13 protein-coding genes are annotated in these 17,697 nt (G+C 64.8%); 8 read left to right on the top strand and 5 right to left on the bottom strand.

Features of this window, described 5'->3' with window-relative positions; translation table 11 throughout:
• The first annotated feature begins 4 nt into the window (after positions 1 to 4).
• Complete coding sequence (locus tag LQ232_RS01885) at positions 5 to 1,519, top strand: M48 family metalloprotease (RefSeq protein ID WP_230178259.1); 1,515 nt, start codon at positions 5 to 7, stop codon at positions 1,517 to 1,519.
• On the opposite strand, the gene LQ232_RS01880 is transcribed toward LQ232_RS01885, so the two are convergent.
• Positions 1,520 to 2,452 (bottom strand): DMT family transporter, encoded by a 933-nt coding sequence (locus tag LQ232_RS01880; RefSeq protein WP_230178256.1) that lies wholly within the window; start codon positions 2,450 to 2,452, stop codon positions 1,520 to 1,522. It lies immediately after the preceding gene.
• 45 nt (positions 2,453 to 2,497) lie between these two features.
• Between LQ232_RS01880 and LQ232_RS01875 the strand changes: the two genes are divergently transcribed.
• Positions 2,498 to 3,457, top strand: a complete 960-nt coding sequence (locus LQ232_RS01875) for a LysR family transcriptional regulator (RefSeq protein WP_230178254.1) — start codon at positions 2,498 to 2,500, stop codon at positions 3,455 to 3,457.
• Here LQ232_RS01875 and LQ232_RS01870 read toward each other — a convergent pair.
• From LQ232_RS01870 to LQ232_RS01860, 3 genes are read right to left on the bottom strand one after another with little or no spacing between them, the layout of a single operon-like run.
• Positions 3,417 to 5,444: a PEP/pyruvate-binding domain-containing protein gene (locus LQ232_RS01870; RefSeq protein ID WP_230178252.1), complete on the bottom strand. Its 2,028-nt coding sequence runs from the start codon at positions 5,442 to 5,444 to the stop codon at positions 3,417 to 3,419. The genes LQ232_RS01875 and LQ232_RS01870 overlap by 41 nt on opposite strands.
• A gap of 17 nt (positions 5,445 to 5,461) precedes the next feature.
• Positions 5,462 to 5,701, bottom strand: a complete 240-nt coding sequence (locus tag LQ232_RS01865) for a hypothetical protein (RefSeq protein WP_230178250.1) — start codon at positions 5,699 to 5,701, stop codon at positions 5,462 to 5,464.
• Positions 5,698 to 6,144 (bottom strand): thioesterase family protein, encoded by a 447-nt coding sequence (locus LQ232_RS01860; protein WP_230178249.1) that lies wholly within the window; start codon positions 6,142 to 6,144, stop codon positions 5,698 to 5,700. Before LQ232_RS01860 ends, LQ232_RS01865 begins: the two co-directional genes overlap by 4 nt.
• 107 nt (positions 6,145 to 6,251) lie before the next feature.
• On the opposite strand from LQ232_RS01860, the gene LQ232_RS23560 reads away from it, so the two are divergent.
• Both LQ232_RS23560 and LQ232_RS01845 read left to right on the top strand, forming a co-directional pair.
• Positions 6,252 to 7,808: a methyl-accepting chemotaxis protein gene (locus LQ232_RS23560; RefSeq protein ID WP_305878334.1), complete on the top strand. Its 1,557-nt coding sequence runs from the start codon at positions 6,252 to 6,254 to the stop codon at positions 7,806 to 7,808.
• Between the two features lie 20 nt (positions 7,809 to 7,828).
• Positions 7,829 to 8,419, top strand: coding sequence for a chalcone isomerase family protein (locus LQ232_RS01845; RefSeq protein ID WP_230178246.1), 591 nt, complete (start codon positions 7,829 to 7,831; stop codon positions 8,417 to 8,419).
• 73 nt (positions 8,420 to 8,492) lie between these two features.
• On the opposite strand, the gene LQ232_RS01840 is transcribed toward LQ232_RS01845, so the two are convergent.
• The gene (locus tag LQ232_RS01840; protein WP_230178244.1) at positions 8,493 to 8,660 is read right to left on the bottom strand and encodes a hypothetical protein; all 168 of its coding nucleotides are present in this window, start codon (positions 8,658 to 8,660) and stop codon (positions 8,493 to 8,495) included.
• 76 nt (positions 8,661 to 8,736) lie between these two features.
• Here LQ232_RS01840 and LQ232_RS01835 point away from each other — a divergent pair, with 76 nt between their 5' ends.
• The 4 genes from LQ232_RS01835 (at position 8,737) to uvrA (ending at position 17,668) form a co-directional block, all read left to right on the top strand.
• On the top strand, positions 8,737 to 9,432 hold the full coding sequence (locus tag LQ232_RS01835; RefSeq protein ID WP_230178242.1) for an START domain-containing protein: 696 nt from the start codon (positions 8,737 to 8,739) through the stop codon (positions 9,430 to 9,432).
• A gap of 327 nt (positions 9,433 to 9,759) precedes the next feature.
• Complete coding sequence (locus LQ232_RS01830; protein WP_230178240.1) at positions 9,760 to 10,296, top strand: hypothetical protein; 537 nt, start codon at positions 9,760 to 9,762, stop codon at positions 10,294 to 10,296.
• 88 nt (positions 10,297 to 10,384) lie between these two features.
• On the top strand, positions 10,385 to 11,641 hold the full coding sequence (locus tag LQ232_RS01825) for an HD-GYP domain-containing protein (RefSeq protein WP_230178238.1): 1,257 nt from the start codon (positions 10,385 to 10,387) through the stop codon (positions 11,639 to 11,641).
• A 102-nt stretch (positions 11,642 to 11,743) separates the two neighbouring features.
• Complete coding sequence (gene uvrA, locus LQ232_RS01820) at positions 11,744 to 17,668, top strand: excinuclease ABC subunit UvrA (protein ID WP_230178236.1); 5,925 nt, start codon at positions 11,744 to 11,746, stop codon at positions 17,666 to 17,668.
• Positions 17,669 to 17,697: the final 29 nt, after the last annotated feature.

Genomic DNA, 17,697 nt, shown 5'->3' with positions numbered 1-17,697 from the left:
GGTGATGAGCACCGACACCCACTCTTTCCCGCGCGCCCGGCTCCTGCCCTGGCTGCTGACCGCCACCCTGCTCGCCAGCTGTGCCACCGTCACCAACCCCGTGACGGGCCTGTCCGAGCGCACGGTGATGGACGAGAAAAGCGAGATCGCCGAAGGCGAAAAAGGCCACCAGCAGGTCTTGAAGGAATACGGCGTTTACGACAACCCCAAGGTCCAGGCCTACGTCAACGCTTTGGGCCAGCGCCTGGCCCAACAGTCGCACCGCAACACCATCACCTGGCACTTCACCGTGCTGGACAGCCCCGAGATCAACGCCTTCGCCCTGCCCGGCGGCTACGTGTACGTCACGCGCGGCATCATGGCCTACATGGACAGCGAGGCCCACCTGGCCGGCGTGATCGGCCATGAGATCGGCCACGTCACCGCCCGCCATGGCGCGCAGCGCGCCACCCGGCAGCAAACCGCCGGCTTTGGCGTGCTGGCCGCCAGCCTGCTGGGCGCCGTGCTCGAAAGCCAGGGCATGGGCGGGGCCGGACAACTGGCCAGCCAGTTGTCACAGAACGTGGCCGCGGGCTACATCGCCTCGTACAGCCGCGACCAGGAAACCCAGGCCGACCAGCTGGGCGCCGAGTACCTGGCGCGCAACCACTACAACCCGCAGAACATGGTCGATGTGATCAAGGTGCTGAAGGACCAGGAGCGCTTTGCCGACGACACAGCCCGGGCCGAGGGCCGCACCCCGGGCGCCCACGGCAACTGGCTGTCATCGCACCCCAGCAATGACAAGCGCCTGCAGGACATCACCCAGATCGCGGCCAACTACCCCAGCAGCAACTACAGCGACGATGGCCGCAGCCGTTACCTGGACACCATCAAGGGCATGACCTTTGGCGAAAGCCGCGAGCAGGGGCTGACACGAGGCCGAAATTTCTACCACGAGCCCCTGGGCATCGCAGTGACCGCCCCTGAAGGCTGGAAGATCCAGAACACCTCGCAATCCATCGCCTTGCTCAATGCCGCCGCCGATGCCGGGCTGGTCATCAAATCCATCCCGGCCGAGGCGGGCAGCACGCATGAAGACATCATCCGCAACGTGCTCAAGCCCGAGCAAGGCCGCACGGAGCCCCGAACCTTGAGTGGTGGTCTGCCGGCCACCCACTTTGTCGGGGCGCGGCGCAACCAGCAAGGGCAGGCGCAAAGGCTGGAGGCCACGGTGGTGACCGGTCCGGCCAACCACCACTACCTGCTGGGCTATGCCGCCAAAGATGCGGCTGCCCTGCAGCGCGCGGCCGCACCATTGCGCGAAGCCGAAAACTCCTTCCGGGCCCTGACCGCCGCCGACCGCGCCGCAGCGCGCCCCTGGGCGATCAAGCTGGTGGCCTACCCCAAGGGCGGCTTCCAGCAACTGGCCAAACAATCACCCGGCCTGGCCATGGCCGAGCAGCAACTGCGCCTGATCAACGGCGTGTATGCCGAGGGTGAGCCCAAGGCGGGGCAAACGGTCAAGGTCATCGACTGATCAAGCTTTGCAAAGCTGCTGGCTGGCAGCCCCTTGAGGGACCACATTGGGCAACTCGACTTTTTTCTTCCACAAGGCCGACACCAGCACGCCACCCACCACCAGGGCGGCCCCCAGCCATTGCGCGCCCCCGACATGCTGGCCGCGCAGCACACCGATCAGCGTAGCGAACAAGGGCACGAAGTTCATGAAGATGGCGGCCTGTGTCGGGCCGACCACCTTGATGCCGTCGTTCCACCACAGGTAAGCCAGCACCGAACCGAAGATGCCCATGAAGCCGATGGCCGCCAACATGGGCCACGACGGCCATTGCACCAGGTCGGTCGTGGCCACGGAAGCAAAGGCCACCATCAGCACCGCGCCGCCCGTGACCGTGCTGGCCGCGACCTGCACCGACGACAAGCCCTTGACGAAACGCTGCGGCAAGACCGTGTAGATGGCCCAGCACAGCGCGCCCAGCAAGACCAGCGCATCGCCCGAGGCCACGTGCAGTGAGGCCAGCATGGCCCACGAGCCATGGCTGACGACCACCACCACCCCGATCAAGCCCAGCACCAGCCCCACCACCTGCGCGGCGCTGGGCAAGCGCCGGTTGATGAAGGCGGCCAGCACCGCCGTGAGGGCCGGGTTCACGCCCACGATCAAGGCGCCGTTCACGGCCGAGGTGGCCTGCAGCCCATAAAACAAGCCCATGTTGAAGCCGAACACGCCGACCACCGCCATCACGGTGAGCACCAGGGCGTTGCGCCGCAGGCCATCGAAGGACCAGCCCTCGCGCCAGGCCACCAGCGGCAGGAAGATCAGCGCGGCCAGGCCAAAGCGCCAGGCGGCGGCCGACAGGGGCGACATGTGGGCCACCGCGTATTGGCCAACGTGGAACATGCCCGCCCACATCAGGGCGGTCAGGACAAGGCGCAGGTAAACGAAGTTCATGGTGGACGACTATCATCCCTGGCCAGCCTTCATGCAAGCCAGTCCATGCAAAAGCGTTTTCCACAAATGCAAAGCCTTAGCACCCCCGACGCCGACAGCGCGTCCGGCTTTGACTGGAACGACCTGAAGTACTTCCTGGCCGTGGCCCGGCATGGCGGTCTCTCTCGTGCGGCGCTGCAGTTGGGCACCAGTGCCTCCACGGTGTCGCGCCACATCGGCGCCCTCGAGAAGCGCCTGAACATGCGCCTGTTCGTGCGCCTGTCCACCGGCTATCTGCTGACCGACGCGGGCAGCGAACTGTTCGACCGCGTGGCCGAAGTCGAGCGCAGCACCCAGGCGGTCGAGCGCCGCAGCAGCGTGGCCGGCGAGGCCGACAAAGTCACGGGCCTGGTGCGCCTGGCCGCTTCCGACAGCATGGGCGTGCACCTGCTCACCGCCAAGCTGCCTCAACTGCAAACGCGCCACCCCGGCCTGCGGGTTGAGCTGGTGCTGGGCCACACACAGGCTGACCTGACCCGCCGCGAGGCCGACCTGGCCCTGCGCATGATGGACCCCGCGATGCCCGGCGGCCAAGGCGACCACGTCATGCACCGGGTGGCCAGCGTGCCCTTCAGCCTTTACGCCGCGCCCAGCCTGCTTCAAGGCCTGGACACCGCCACGCTGGACTGGACGCAACTGCCCCACGTCAGCTGGGACAGCACCTGGCGCCACCTGCCCATCGCCCAATGGATGGCGCGCGCTTATGCCGACCAGCGCCCACCCGTCTTCACCAGCAACAGCGCCATGGCGCAGATGGTGGCCGTGGTGCAGGGCATGGGCGTGGGCGCGTTGCCCGACTACCTGGCGCGCAGCCATGCCGCGCTGGTCAAATTGCCGGTGGACACCAGTGCGCTGGCGCGCGATCTCTGGTTGATCTACCACCGCGACCTGCGCAGCAGCCGCCGCGTTCAGGCCATGCGGCAATTCATCGAAGAAGTGCTGCCCGCGGCGCTGGCACCGGCTTGAGCCGGGCCCGGTCCACGAAGGGCCGCGACTGCAGGATCACGACCTGGCCCTGGCCATTGATGGCCCATTCAATGTCTTGATCGGCTCCGCCCAGCGTGCGCTTGACCAGCTCGCCCGCCTGGGCCAGCCGCGCCACCAGTTCGTCGCTCAGCACTGCGCGGGCCTGGGGCTCGATGGGCACCTCCTTGACGCCGCCTTGCGCATCCAGCCGCAAAGCCGTGTCCTCGGCCGACCGCGTGAGCACCTGCACGGCCTTGTCGCGCCGGTTGTAGAGCACCTGCTCGGCCACCAGCTTGCCTTCCACCACCCGGCCACCCAGGCCACGCTTGGCCGTGATCATCGTGGTGTCGCGGTGGGTGGCGTCGAAAGGGTCGCGGGTGAGCATCACACCAGCGCTGTGGGCATCGACCGCGCGCTGCACCAGCACGGCCATCACGACGCGGTCGTGTGGGATGCGGGCATGGCGCCGGGCCTCGTAGGCCTCGGGGCTGAACACCGAGGCCCACACCGACTGCACGGCCCGCGTCAGGCCATCGGCATCCTTCACATTGGGCACGGTGGCGTAAAGGCCAGCGCCACTGAAGCGAGGCAGGTCTTCAGAGTTGGACGAGCTGCGCACGAACACGCCCGCTTGGCCCAGGGCGCCTTGCCAATGGGCCTGCCACTGCGCTTTCCAGGCCGCGGCGTGCGGCGTGTCGAAAGGCAGTTGCGCCAGGTCATGGCGCAGTGCCTCCAGCACGGGCCGGCGCACTGACACGTCGGTGTCGAAGCCCGGCGTCTGCTCGGCCTGTGCAATGCGCTGGGCAACGGCGTGGGACCGGATGAACTCCGCGTAGTGCGCAAAGGGGATGCAAAAGCCATCGGGCACGGGCGCGATGCCCTTGGGCTGGCGGGCATCGAAGGCCGCGGCCAATTCACCCAGCCTGGCCGCCTTCGCGCCGCAATGCACCTTGTCCCTCACCCGCAGTTGCCGCAGCGGCGTCAAGCCCAGCCGTGTCAGCGTGGGCACGGGCACGAACGGCGCCTCCACCCTTGGTGCCTGCGTCGGCCTGTCGACCACGCGCACCGCGTAGTCCGATCGCGTGACGCGCAACTCCACCCATTGGCCGTTCAGCGTGGCCAGTTGTCCAAAGGCATCGCGCACAAAAGCATTGGGAATGCCCCAGCCCTTGGCCAGCAGGTTGACGTGGGACAGCACGGTCGAGGCGCGCACGGTGAGCACACCCGCCACGGGCGGCAAACTCAGGGGCACCTCGCGCAGCACCACGATGTCGTCGGGCTCGATGTCGGGTGTGGCGTCCACCGAGTCGATCAGGCGCAAGCGGCCACGCGCCACGCCCACGTTCAAGGGCAAGAAGGGCTGATCCTGGAGGATCTGCTCTTGGGTCACGGCCTTGATGCCGGCTTCCTGCGCCGCGGCCAGGTGCTGGTTGGCATTGGTCTTGAACACCAGGGGCGCGAAGAAGGTGGCCTGCAAACGCGACTGCGCGGTGCTCAGCAAGCCGGCCGTCAGTTGGTCGCCCTCCCAGAACTCGAAGGTCCAGCGGTCCAGGCGGGGCTGCCAGCTCAAGGTGCCGAACAGGAAACGCCGATCGGGCTGGCGGTAATTGGCGGCCAGCGCCGCCCGCGAGGTGTCGTTGGTCAGCCGCAGCCCATTGATGAACTGCTCATGCAAGTCATACCGGCGCGTGTTGACGTAGTAAACCTGGTCATGGTGGTGCCGGTCGATGACGAAGATCAGGTGTGGCAGCTCGAAGGCCGAGCCCGCGTCATGGACCCGCGCCATGCGGTCGAACGCGGCCCGGCTGTCGATGCGGGCCAGGAAGGGCGTCGGGTCCGCCGGCTTTTGCCCTTGGCTGGAGGCCAGTGGTGACTGTTGGCGGGCCCGGTAAAACGAGGGCTTTTGCGCCGTCTGGGCCTGGGCCATGCCCATCAGCAAGGCCGCGCCCACCCAGCCCAGCGCCAGGGCATGTCGCAGTTGACTCATCTTGCCTTTCAAATCAATCAGCCATGTGGCGGCAAGGCGGTGATGATGCTGCGGCGCAGCCGGTCAAACACCAGCCGCAGCGGCTGGCCCTGGTAGACCAGTTGCCAGTGGTCCACGCGCCGGTTCTGGTGCGCGATCAGCGTGCCCTGCCCATGGGCGATCGCCTTGGCCATCTGGAAGATGTCGTCGCTGCTGACATGCAGGCCATAGCGCTCGGCCAGGCGGCGCTTGGTGTGCGAACGTTCGGCATGCGTCATGCCGCAGGCACCAACGCTGCCGAATAAGTCTGCGTGAACTCGGCGGGCATGCGCCTGACGCGCCCCTGCGCGATGTCCACGCACACGTAATGCGTGCGCGCCCGGAACACGGTTTGGCCATCACCCACGCGAACGAACTGGAACTGTCGGTAAAGCGACAGTTTGTCGATCTGCGTGATCCAGGTGCCCAGCAAGAGCTCATCGCCCAGGCGCGTGGCGGCCAGGTAGTTCAACTCGTGCTGGCGCACCACCAAGCCATGTCCGCAGGCCTGGTAATGCGATGGCGTGAGCCCCAGTTTTTCGGAATGATCCCAGGCCACGTTCTCCAACCACTGCAGGTAGTTGACGTTGTTGGTGTGCTGCATCAGGTCGATGTGCTGCTCCTGCACGCGCACCCGAAGAATGTGCGGGCCGGCGTGGTCCCAGGCATCTGTCGTGTTCATGCCCCTATTTTGCAGGCCGGGCGTTACTTTTGGTCTCAAGTGAGCGATGCTGCAGCCGAAATGCAATGGATCGGGCTTTGTCGACAGGCCCGCCTGGGACACCATCAATGAACATCAGAGACATTCGAATCGGACAAAGACTCACGCTGGGCTTCGGCCTGGTGATTGCGTTGCTGATCATGTTGGCCGCACTGGCGTTGGTGCGGATTTCTGGCCTGAGCCATGAAATTGGCGACCTGGTGGGCGAGAACTACCCGCGCACCGTGACCGCCAACAAGATGAAAAGCGATCTGAATGAAATCTCGCGCAGCATGCTGAGTACGCTGGTGATGAGCGACGACGGCCAGATCAAGGCTGAACTGGCCAACATCGACAAGGTGATGAGACGCACCGACGAGAACATCGCGCGCCTGCAAAAAAGCATCAAGGACGAAGAGGGCGTCAAGCTGCTGGCCACCATCGTCACGTTGCGCGAGAAGTCCATCAAGGCCCAGACCGCTTTCGTCGGCATGGTGAACGAGAACCTGAAAGACGACGCGATGGTGAAGTACCTGTTCTCGGTGCGCCCGGTGCAGACCAAGTACTTCGCCGCGCTCGACAAGCTGATCGAACAGCAGAACCAGGAAATGGAAGCGGCGGGAGCCAGCTCCACGCAACTGGCCAAGCAGACGGGCCTGTTCATCCTGGTGCTGGCCTCGGCTGCCAGCGTGATCAGCATCCTGGTGGGCTGGCTGGCCACCCGCAGCATCACCGTGCCCCTGAACCGCGCCGTGGCCATTGCCAAGCGCGTGGCGCAAGGCGATCTGACCAGTACCATCATCACCAAGAGCCAGGACGAGACCGGCCAGTTGATGCAGGCGCTTCAGCACATGAACACCAGCTTGCAGCGCATCGTCGGCGATGTGCGCCAGGGCACGGAAGCGATTGCTTCGGCCTCCACGCAGATCGCCAGTGGCAACCTGGACCTGTCCAACCGCACCGAGCAACAGGCCGCTTCCCTGCAGCAAACTTCGGGCTCGATGGCCGAACTCACGCAGATCGTCAAACAGAACGCCGACAACGCTCGCCAAGCCAACCAGCTGGCGGCCTCGGCCTCCGATGTGGCGGTTGAAGGCGGTGCGGTGGTGTCCAAAGTGGTGGCCACCATGGGTTCGATCGACGCCTCCTCGCGCAAGATCGTGGACATCATCGGTGTGATCGACGGCATCGCCTTCCAGACCAACATCCTGGCGCTGAACGCCGCGGTGGAAGCCGCCCGTGCTGGCGAACAAGGGCGCGGCTTTGCCGTGGTGGCGGGCGAAGTGCGCAGCCTGGCGCAGCGCTCGGCCACGGCCGCCAAAGAGATCAAGAGCCTGATCGGCGAGTCCGTCGAGCAGGTGGCCCTGGGCAGCAAACTGGTGAGCCAGGCGGGCACCACCATGGATGGCGTGGTCGCCAGCGTCAAGCGCGTGACCGACATCATGGGCGAGATCACCGCCGCCAGCCAATCGCAAAGCCATGGCATTGAATCGGTCAATCAATCCATCCACCAGATGGACGGTGTGACCCAGCAGAATGCGGCCTTGGTCGAACAAGCTGCGGCCGCCGCGGAATCCATGCAAAACCAGGCCAGCCATCTGGCCAAGGTGGTCAGTGTTTTCAAGCTTGAAGACGTGGCCGCTTAACCTCAACGGAGACGACACCCATGAAACGATTCACTTCATCCCTCATCGCAGCCGCCATCCTGGGCCTGGCTGCCATGGCACCTGTTCATGCCGAGGAAATTGCCGGTGTGAAACTGGAAGACACCGCCAAGGTGGGCGGCAAGGACCTGGTCCTCAGCAACGCTGGCGTGCGCATCAAGGTGCTGTTCAAGGTCTACGTTCTGGGCATTTACCTGAATGAAAAGAAGAGCACCGTGGCCGAGATCCTGGACGCGCCTGGCCCGCGTCGCTTCAAGCTGGTGATGATGCGCGACGTGAGCGGTGAGGAGTTCGGCTCCAGCTTCATGGGCTCGATCAACAAGAACCTGGAAAAGGACGAGAAGACCAAGTTCGTCAACCAACTGCTGAAGTTTGGCGAGATGTTCGAGACCGTCGGCAACCTGAAAAAGGGCGACGTGATCACGGGTGACTGGGTGCCCGGCACTGGCACGGTCCTGCACCTGAACGGCAAGGCCCTGGTCGAGCCCCTGGCCGACAGCCAGTTCTACAACGCGCTGCTGAAAATCTGGCTGGGCGACAAGCCGGTGGACAGCTCGCTGAAGCCTGAACTGCTGACGGGCAAGCACAGCTGAGCAGCACGCCAGCGGCTTCCCAAAGAAATCGGGCGCCTTGAAGGCGCCCGTTTTTCATGCGTGACCAAGGGAATCAACCGCCCTTTTTTGCACGCTTGCCGGGGTTCTTCTTGCTGCGGGTGGCAGTGCCACGTTCCAGGCTGCGCTTTTGGCCCTTGCCCGTGGTGGGGGTCACGCCAGGGATGGCGGCGGGACGGGGGGTGGCCTTGCGGTCGGCTTCGGTGACGATTTTGTTGCCCATGGATGGCTCCGGTGATGACTGATTAACCCTCTATTAGGCCACAAAGCTCGGCACCCATAATCACACCATGTGGAACATGCGCACGTTTTGGGTCACCCTGTTGGCCACTTTCCTGACTTTGCCCTGCTGGGCGGCCCTTTCGTCTCAAAACGATTGGAAGCTGCACAAAGACACCGAAGGCATCCAGCTTTACACCCTGGAGGTGCCCGGCCAGATGCTCAAAAGCTTTCGGGGCGTGATGCAAATCAAGGCCCCCTTGCGGCAGGTGGCCGCCATGCTGGCCGACGTGCCGGCCATGCCCCAATGGTTCTTCCTGATGGAAGAGGCGCGCTTCATCAAGGGCGAGCACGTGGAAGACTCCTACGTGTACCTGGCCATGAAAGGCATCTGGCCCGTCCACCCGCGCGATGCCGTGGCCCATATCCTGGTCAGGCAAGACCCGATCACCCTGAGCATCCACGTGAACGTGGTCAACGAGGAAGGCATCATGCCCAGGAGGGATGGCTATGTGCGTGTCCCCACCTTCCAGGCCTCGTGGCGCCTGACCCCCGTGACCCCCACCCACACCGAGGTCGAGATCATGGGCAGTGCCGATCCGGGCGGCATGATACCCATCGCCCTGGCCAATTTTTTGGTCACCACCTTGCCCGAGCGAACGCTCAAGAAAATGCGCGAGCACATCGCCAAACCTGAGTATCAAGACCTCAACACCATTTACAACAAGAACCCCAAGCTGCGAGAATTGGCGGACAAAATGCAGTTCCCCCAATAGCTTGTCAAAGCTGCTGGCCGCATGTCCGTTTATATTGGCCAACAGCCCTCAGGAAGACCAGTGAAATTTTTGACGGCGTTGATGTCCGTGATCGCCACGCCTCTGTCCGCCTTCAATCGGGAGTCGTTATTCCTCGACCACGTGAGGCGGGCCTCGGATACTGCACGTCAAATAACTCGGATGCCGTTCATCTCCATAGATTTGATGGTGTCCGATACTGTTGGCAACCATCCTTTCTACCGGCATGTAACTCGTCGGTTTCACCAAGATGCCACCCGCCGCCATGGCAAGTTTCCACTGATCCGCCAGCTTGAATATGGGGTCGCTGTGTCGCACCTCAGGAGCGTTCCGCAGGCTTATTCAGAAAGGGTAGGTTCCACTGCCCGCAGAAACCTGAAAAAGGCGGCACGCCTGGGTTACCGCTTCGAGCGCATTGACTACAACCAGCACCTGGACGACATCACGGCCATCCACCGGTCCAGCAAGGTCAGGCAAGGCCGGGCCATGCCCTCGCATTTTTTCACTGAGCGTGCACCGGCCATCAGCGATCCGCCATCGACCAAACCCACGCACGACTACCCTTATTTCGGCATCTTCGAGGGCGGCACCCTGGTGGCTTATGCCTCGTGCCTGATTGCAGGCGAGTTGTGCGCCATAGAGACCATTTACGGGCACGACGATCACCAGGCAGACGGCGTGATCCCCCTGTTGCTGGTGTCCATCGCCGACCACCTGATCGCCCACCATCCGCACGTTCTTTATTACGTGTACGACACCTACTTTGGCGCGTCCGACACGATGCGGCGCTTCAAGCGCAAGTTCCTGTTCCACCCCCATCGGGTGACGTGGCGTTGTGTCGACTGACCGCAGCTACATCTCGTAACGATTAAGGCCTCAATCTTGAGGCGGGGCGGCCGAACTAATGGCGAAGACCATCGTCAGGAGATCCGCCATGAACACCCCCGCCCGCGTCGCCAGCTTTTCGACCGCCAATCCACACGCCCTGGCCACCATCCTGGAAGCCAGTGAGACGAAAAGCATCATCGCCTCCCACGACATCTTCGACATGACGGGGATCAAGCTGTGGGCGCGCAACCAGCCGGTGTCGCAAGAACTGCAGCGCAAATTGCTGGACCGCCAGCTGCGCCAGCCCCTGGAAAGCTGCCTGATGGTGGAAGACGGCGTGACACCGCACTCGCTGGTGCAGTCTCTCAAGAGCCTGATGCTGCACGACACCCCGTTGACCACCCTGCTGCTGCGCCACTCTGAAAAGCTGGTGCGCGAAGCGGCCCACATCCCCCTGCACTCGGTGGCCCAATTGTTGTTGACGGCAGCGCAAGAATCGCGCCCCGCCACTTATGAACACGCGGTGCAGGCCATGGCCCTGAATGGCGCCCTGATGATCGAGCACGGCGGCAGTGTCCACGACCTGCGCCTGGCCATGCTGTGCGGCCTGCTGCACGACCTGGGCGAGATGTACATCGCCCCGCAGTTCAACGAAGCCGATGCCGACCGCACGCTGGATTTCCAGAGCTACCTGCAACTGGTGGTGCACCCGCACATTGGCTACCTGCTGATCACGCAGTTGACCAACTACCCGCCCATCGTGGCCCGCGCCGTGGCCGAGCACCACGAGCATTTGGATGGCTCGGGCTACCCGCACGCCTTGCAACGCGGCCAGATCTCGCCACAAGGCATGTTGCTGGCCGTGACCGAGCATGCGCTGAACGTGTTGCGCGGCCAGCAACCGCACCTGGCCCGCGCCAGCGTAGCGCTGCGCGTGGTGCCTGGCGAGTTCGACCTGCAATGGGTGGGCCTGATCTCCAAGGCGGCGCAAACCCAGCAGGCCCTGCCCAGCCAGCTCAGCGATGAACAGATTCGCCTGAACCTGGCCAAGCTGGACCAGGCCATGCTGACCGCGCAAGACCATGCCAGTGCCTTGCTGACCATCGCCGAATCACCTGCCCTGAAAGATGCCCTGGGCCTGGCGCAGCATCTGATGAGCCGCCTGCGCCTGGGCTGGAACGCCAGCGGCCTGTGGAGCAAGGAAGCCGTGGACCACCAGGACGCCGGTGAGCTGGAAGCGATCGAACACGAGCTGCAGTTCCGCTTGCGCTCCATCCAGCGCGCCATCATGCTGCGCGCCGGCAACCTGCCCGACAGCGACATGCACCGCCTGCGCCTGCTGTGCGAGAACCTGATCGACTGAGCCGGCCGGCTTTTCCGCCGGTGAAATCACAGGGACATTGATCCGTCCCTAGAATGCTTGCGCCACTGCCTCGGCAGCCCTCCTTAGCGCAAGGTTCTCTCCATGTCGTCATTGATCCGCATCCGCGGTGCCCGCCAGCACAACCTCAAGAACCTGGACCTGGACATCCGCACGGGTGAGCTGACGGTCGTCACGGGCCCCAGCGGCTCGGGCAAATCCTCCCTGGTGTTCGACACGCTGTACGCCGAGGGCCAGCGCCGCTACGTCGAGACTTTCAGCGCCTACGCGCGCCAGTTTCTGGACCGCATGGACCGACCGGCCGTGGACCGCGTGGACGGCGTGCCGCCCGCCATCGCCATCGACCAGAGCAACCCGGTGCGCACCTCGCGCTCCACCGTGGGCACAATGACGGAGTTGAACGACCACCTGAAATTGTTGTTCGCCCGCGCTGCGCAACTGTTTGATCAGGACACGGGCCAACTCGTGTCCGAGGATTCGCCGCAGTCGGTTTTTGAAGCCCTTTTGGCGCGCTGCGCCTTGACGCCCGGTGGCCGCCGTGTGGTCATCACCTTCGCGGCCGAGCTGCCCGCCAACACCAGCACCGAGCAAATGCAGGAGTGGCTGTCTTCCAGTGGCTTCACGCGCATCCAGGCGCAGCGCGTGGTGAAGACCGCCGCGGCTTCGCCCAGCGCCAGCGACACCAAACCCTCCAAAAAAACCAAGACCGCCAAGGCCGCCGCTTTGGAAGCGCAGACCAGCGAGCGCCTGGTGCTCGACGTGGTCGCCGACCGCTTCCGCATCGGTGCCGACCCCAGCGGTGCCGACCTGGACCTGCCCCGGGTCATGGAGTCGCTTGAAGTGGCGTTCAAACGCGGTGGCGGCCATGTCACCGTTTACGCTTTGCCTGAAGCTTCCGAGGACAGTGCCGAGCCAGAGCTGTGGCGTTTTTCCAGCGGCCTGCATTGCCCTGACAGCAACCGCCGCTACAGCACGCCCACGCCCGGCACCTTCTCCTTCAACTCGGCGGCGGGCGCCTGCCCCACCTGCCGTGGCTTTGGCCGCGTCATCGGCGTGGACTGGGGCCTGGTCATCCCCGACAAGCACAAGACCCTGCGCTCGGGCGCCATCAAGGTCATCCAGACCCCCGCCTGGCAAGAGAACCAGGACGACCTGCTGAAATACGCCGGTGAGCTTGGCATTCCGCGCGACACACCCTGGTCACAGCTCAGCCATGATCACCAGCAATGGGTGATCAACGGCGACCCGGCCTGGTCTGGCCGCTGGACCAAGCAGTGGTACGGCATGAAGCGCTTCTTCGAGTACCTGGAGAGCAAGGCCTACAAGATGCACATCCGCGTGCTCTTGTCCAAGTACCGCAGCTACACCACTTGTCCCACCTGCGATGGCGCGCGCCTGCAGCTGGAATCGATGCTGTGGCGCCTGGGCAGCGCGGAAGATGCCAACGCCGTGTTGCCACCGGCCAAGCGCTTTTCGCCCGCTGGTGCTGCCCTGCCCCGCGCCACGTTGGAAGCCCTGCCCGGCCTGAACCTGCAAGACGTGATGTTGCTGCCCATCCAGCAACTGCAGCGCTTCTTCTCCTTCGTGACCCTGCCCACGCGCGGCCATGGCGAGGCCTTGCAACTGCTGCTCGACGAAGTGCGCAACCGCCTGAAGTACCTGGTCGATGTCGGCCTGGGTTACCTCACGCTGGACCGGCAAAGCCGCACCCTGTCGGGCGGCGAAGTGCAGCGCATCAACCTCACCACGGCCCTGGGCACCTCGCTGGTCAACACCTTGTTCGTGCTGGACGAGCCCAGCATCGGCCTGCACCCGCGCGACATGAACCGCATCAACGAGGCCATGCAGCGCCTGGTCGATGCGGGCAACACGCTGGTGGTCGTTGAGCACGACCCCGCCGTGATGCTGGCTGCCGACCGCGTCATCGACATGGGCCCGGGCCCTGGCCACCAAGGTGGCCGCATCGTCTTCGACGGCACGCCCGATCAATTGAAAGATGCCGACACCTTGACCGGCGCCTACCTGGGCGGACGGCGAGGCATCAGCCTGGGCGTGCGGCGCCCTGTGGCCGCCAACACGCCCAAGCTGATCCTGCAAGGTGCGCGCGAGCACAACCTGAAGAACCTGACGGTGGAGTTCCCGCTGCAACGCCTGGTGGGCGTGACGGGCGTGTCAGGCTCGGGCAAGTCCACCTTGATCCAGGACATCCTGCACCCCGCCTTGCTGCGCCACTTTGGCCAAGCCACCGAGAGCCCCGGTGAGCACGACGAACTGCTGGGCGCTGATTGGCTCAGCGCCGTCAGCTTTGTCGACCAATCGCCCATCGGCAAAACGGCCCGATCCAACCCCGCCAGCTATGTGGGTGCCTTCGACGCGGTGCGCACCATCTTCGCCGTGACCGAACTGGCGCGCGAACGCAAGTACACCGCTGGCACCTTCAGCTTCAACGCGGGCACGGGGCGCTGCCCCACCTGTGGCGGCTCGGGCTTCGAGCACGTCGAGATGCAGTTTTTGTCTGACGTTTACCTGCGTTGCCCCGATTGCGATGGCACGCGCTTTCGCGCCGAGGTGCGCGAAGTCAAGATCGAGCGTTTGGGCAAAGCCCTCAGCATCTCCGATGTGCTGGAGCTGACCGTGCTGGAAGCCGCCCGCCTGTTCGCGCAAGACGTGGACGTGGTGCGTTCGCTGCAACCCCTGGTCGATGTGGGCCTGGACTACGTGAAGCTGGGCCAGCCCGTGCCGACCTTGTCGGGCGGCGAGGCCCAGCGCCTGAAGCTGGCCGGCCACCTGGTCGAGGCCGCCAAGCAGGCGTCCAGCAGCGGCCAGCGCATGGCGCGCAAAGGCACGCTGTTCATGTTCGACGAGCCCACCACGGGCCTGCACTTCGACGACATCGCCAAGCTGATGCGGGCCTTTGCCAAGCTGCTGGACGCGGGCAATTCCATCATCCTGATCGAGCACAACCTGGACGTGATCCGGGCCTGCGATTGGTTGATCGAACTGGGCCCGGAAGGTGGCGAGGCCGGTGGTCAACTGGTGGTCACCGGTGCGCCCGATGATTTGAAGCAGCACCCCACTTCGCACACCGCCCTGGCCTTGCGTGAATATGAAGACGCGATGGGCATGAGCGGCGCCGCCCTGATCGCGGCCGAACGCCTCGCGGGCTACCACGTGGACCTGCCTGCCAACGCCTCATCAGACACCGAAGGCGCCTCGCTGCAATCGCTCATCAAGGCCCGGCGTGACAAGCGCCGCGAAGACCGCCGTGAGCGCGCCTTGCATGCGCCGGGTGCCACCAGCATCGAAGTCGTCAACGCGCACGAGAACAACCTCAAAGGCCTGAGCGTGCACATCCCGCGCGGCCAGTTCAACGTGGTCACGGGCGTGTCGGGTTCGGGCAAATCCACGCTGGCATTCGACATCCTCTTCAACGAAGGCCAACGGCGCTATCTGGAATCGCTGAACGCCTACGCGCGATCGCTGGTGCAGCCCGCTGGCCGGCCCGAGGTCGACGCGGTCTACGGCATCCCGCCCACCGTGGCCATCGAGCAGCGCTTGTCGCGCGGTGGCCGCAAGAGCACCGTGGGCACCACCACCGAAGTCCACCACTTCCTGCGCCTGTTGTACGTGAAGCTGGGCGTGCAGCACTGCACCAACCCCCATTGCGTGGACGACCACGGGCACGCCATCCCCGTGCTGCCGCAAACGCCCGAGGCCATTGCCGCGCAATGGCTGCGCGACTACAAAGGCCAGCACATCGGCCTGCTGGCGCCGCTGGTGGTCAACCGCAAAGGCATCTACACCGAGCTGGCCAAGTGGGCGACCGCGCGTGGCTTCACGCACTTGCGCGTTGATGGCGAATTCGTGCCCACCGCAGGCTGGGGTCGCACCGAGGCTTCCAAGCTGGATCGTTACCGCGAACACACCATCGAGCTGCCCGTGGGCGACATCGTGGTGTCACCGGCCAATGAAGCGCAGTTGCGCGAGTTGCTGGCCAGGGCGCTGGAGCATGGCAAGGGCGTGGTCCATTTGCTGACCCCTTTGACAGGATTGTCGGAAGCCTTGACCGGTGGCCACTCCACGGTGCACATCGGCCGCGTCAAGGTGTTCTCGACCGAGCGCGCCTGCCCATCGTGCGGCACCAGCTACCCCGAGCTGGACCCGCGCCTGTTCTCGTACAACAGCAAGCACGGCTGGTGCCCTGACTGCGTGGGCACCGGCCTGGAGCTGACCCGCGAGCAACGCACCGTGCTTGACGACTCGCCGCAAGACGAGAACAAAGGCCGCGAGCAAACCTTTGCCGAGCCCGACATCGAAGACGTGGAAGACGCCGCCTGCAGCACCTGCCACGGCGCGCGCCTGAACCCCATCGCACGGGCCGTGCAGCTTCGTGGTCAATCCATCGCCGAGCTGTCGGCCCTGTCGGTGAAAGATGCGCGTGGCTGGGGCGAAAAGCTCAAGCTTGATGGCCGCGAAGCCACCATCGCCCGCGACATCGTCAGCGAGATCAAATCGCGCCTGAGCTTCATGGAACAGGTGGGCCTGGGCTACTTGAGCCTGGACCGCGCCGCGCCCACCTTGTCAGGCGGCGAGGCCCAGCGCATCCGCCTGGCCGCACAACTGGGCTCCAACCTGCAAGGCGTCTGCTATGTGCTGGACGAGCCCACCATCGGCCTGCACCCGCGCGACAACCAGTTGCTGCTGGATGCCCTGCACACCTTGGGCCAGGAGGGCAACACCCTGGTCGTGGTCGAGCACGACGAAGACACCATCCGCCGCGCCGACCACATCATCGACATCGGCCCTGGCGCTGGCCAACGTGGCGGCACCGTGGTCGCGCAAGGCACAGTGCAAAACATCATGGACGCGCCGGATTCGGTCACCGGCCGCTGCCTGCGCGCGCCCATGCAACACCCCTTGGGCAAGCGCCGCCCTGTGGACAAAGACACGCCCTTGTTGACCGTCAAGCGCGCCCGTCTGCACAACCTGCAGGACCTGACTGCCTCGGTGCCCTTGACGCGCCTGGTCGCCATCACCGGCGTCAGCGGCTCGGGCAAATCGACCTTCGCGCGCGATGTGCTGCTGGCCAATGTGCAGGCCGCCGTCGCCATCAACCCACGCGACCGCGCCACCGTGGCCCCCTTGTGGACAGGCTGCTCCGGCGTGGATGGCTGGGGCGCGGTTGACCGCGTGCTGGAAGTGGACCAAACCCCCATCGGCAAAACCCCGCGCTCTTGCCCCGCCACCTACATCGGCTTCTGGGACACTATCCGCAAACTTTTCGCCGACACGCTGGAAGCGCGCGCCCGTGGCTGGCCCGCCGCCCGCTTCAGCTTCAACACCGGCGATGGCCGCTGCCCCGAGTGCGAAGGCCAGGGCGTGCGCACCATTGAGATGGCCTTTCTGCCCGACGTGAAGGTACACTGCGACGCCTGCAACGGCATGCGCTTCAACGCCGAAACGCTCACCGCCACCTGGCGCGGCAAGCACATCGGCGACATCCTCAAGATGGAGGTCGACGAGGCCGTCGAGTTCTTCGGCACCATGCCCTCCATCTCCCACCCGCTCAAGCTGTTGCAAGACGTCGGCCTGGGTTACCTGACGCTGGGTCAGCCCTCACCCACCTTGTCGGGCGGCGAAGCGCAACGCCTCAAGCTGGTGACCGAACTCACCAAGGTGCGCGACGACATCACCCGCCGTGGCCAGAAGGCCCCCCACACCCTCTATGTGCTGGACGAGCCCACCGTGGGCCTGCACCTGGCCGACGTGGCCAAGCTGATCCACGTGCTGCACCGCCTGGTGGAGGGCGGCCACAGCGTCATCGTGATCGAACACGACCTGGACGTGATCGCCGAAGCCGACTGGGTGCTGGACCTGGGGCCGGAAGGCGGCACGGGTGGCGGACACGTGGTAGCCGAAGGGCCGCCAGAAGCACTCGTGAAAGCGGGCACGCACACCGGCGTGGCCTTGAAAGGGGTTCTGACACGGCCCAAGGCCAAGGCGGCCTAAAGTTTGGCCAGGAAAGGGCCGATATCCGA

This window comes from Aquabacterium sp. CECT 9606 (genome assembly GCF_918741295.1).
Classification (GTDB): Bacteria; Pseudomonadota; Gammaproteobacteria; order Burkholderiales; family Burkholderiaceae_C; genus Aquabacterium.
Note: the sequence above shows the minus strand (reverse complement) of the source record. Positions and strands in the feature narration are given on the sequence as shown.

Coding starts and splice junctions, on each gene's coding strand:
- LQ232_RS01885 (WP_230178259.1), top strand. CDS start 5: ATGAGCACCGACACCCACTCTTTCCCGCGCGCCCGGCTCCTGCCCTGG.
- LQ232_RS01880 (WP_230178256.1), bottom strand. CDS start 2,452: ATGAACTTCGTTTACCTGCGCCTTGTCCTGACCGCCCTGATGTGGGCG.
- LQ232_RS01875 (WP_230178254.1), top strand. CDS start 2,498: ATGCAAAAGCGTTTTCCACAAATGCAAAGCCTTAGCACCCCCGACGCC.
- LQ232_RS01870 (WP_230178252.1), bottom strand. CDS start 5,444: ATGAGTCAACTGCGACATGCCCTGGCGCTGGGCTGGGTGGGCGCGGCC.
- LQ232_RS01865 (WP_230178250.1), bottom strand. CDS start 5,701: ATGACGCATGCCGAACGTTCGCACACCAAGCGCCGCCTGGCCGAGCGC.
- LQ232_RS01860 (WP_230178249.1), bottom strand. CDS start 6,144: ATGAACACGACAGATGCCTGGGACCACGCCGGCCCGCACATTCTTCGG.
- LQ232_RS23560 (WP_305878334.1), top strand. CDS start 6,252: ATGAACATCAGAGACATTCGAATCGGACAAAGACTCACGCTGGGCTTC.
- LQ232_RS01845 (WP_230178246.1), top strand. CDS start 7,829: ATGAAACGATTCACTTCATCCCTCATCGCAGCCGCCATCCTGGGCCTG.
- LQ232_RS01840 (WP_230178244.1), bottom strand. CDS start 8,660: ATGGGCAACAAAATCGTCACCGAAGCCGACCGCAAGGCCACCCCCCGT.
- LQ232_RS01835 (WP_230178242.1), top strand. CDS start 8,737: ATGCGCACGTTTTGGGTCACCCTGTTGGCCACTTTCCTGACTTTGCCC.
- LQ232_RS01825 (WP_230178238.1), top strand. CDS start 10,385: ATGAACACCCCCGCCCGCGTCGCCAGCTTTTCGACCGCCAATCCACAC.
- uvrA (WP_230178236.1), top strand. CDS start 11,744: ATGTCGTCATTGATCCGCATCCGCGGTGCCCGCCAGCACAACCTCAAG.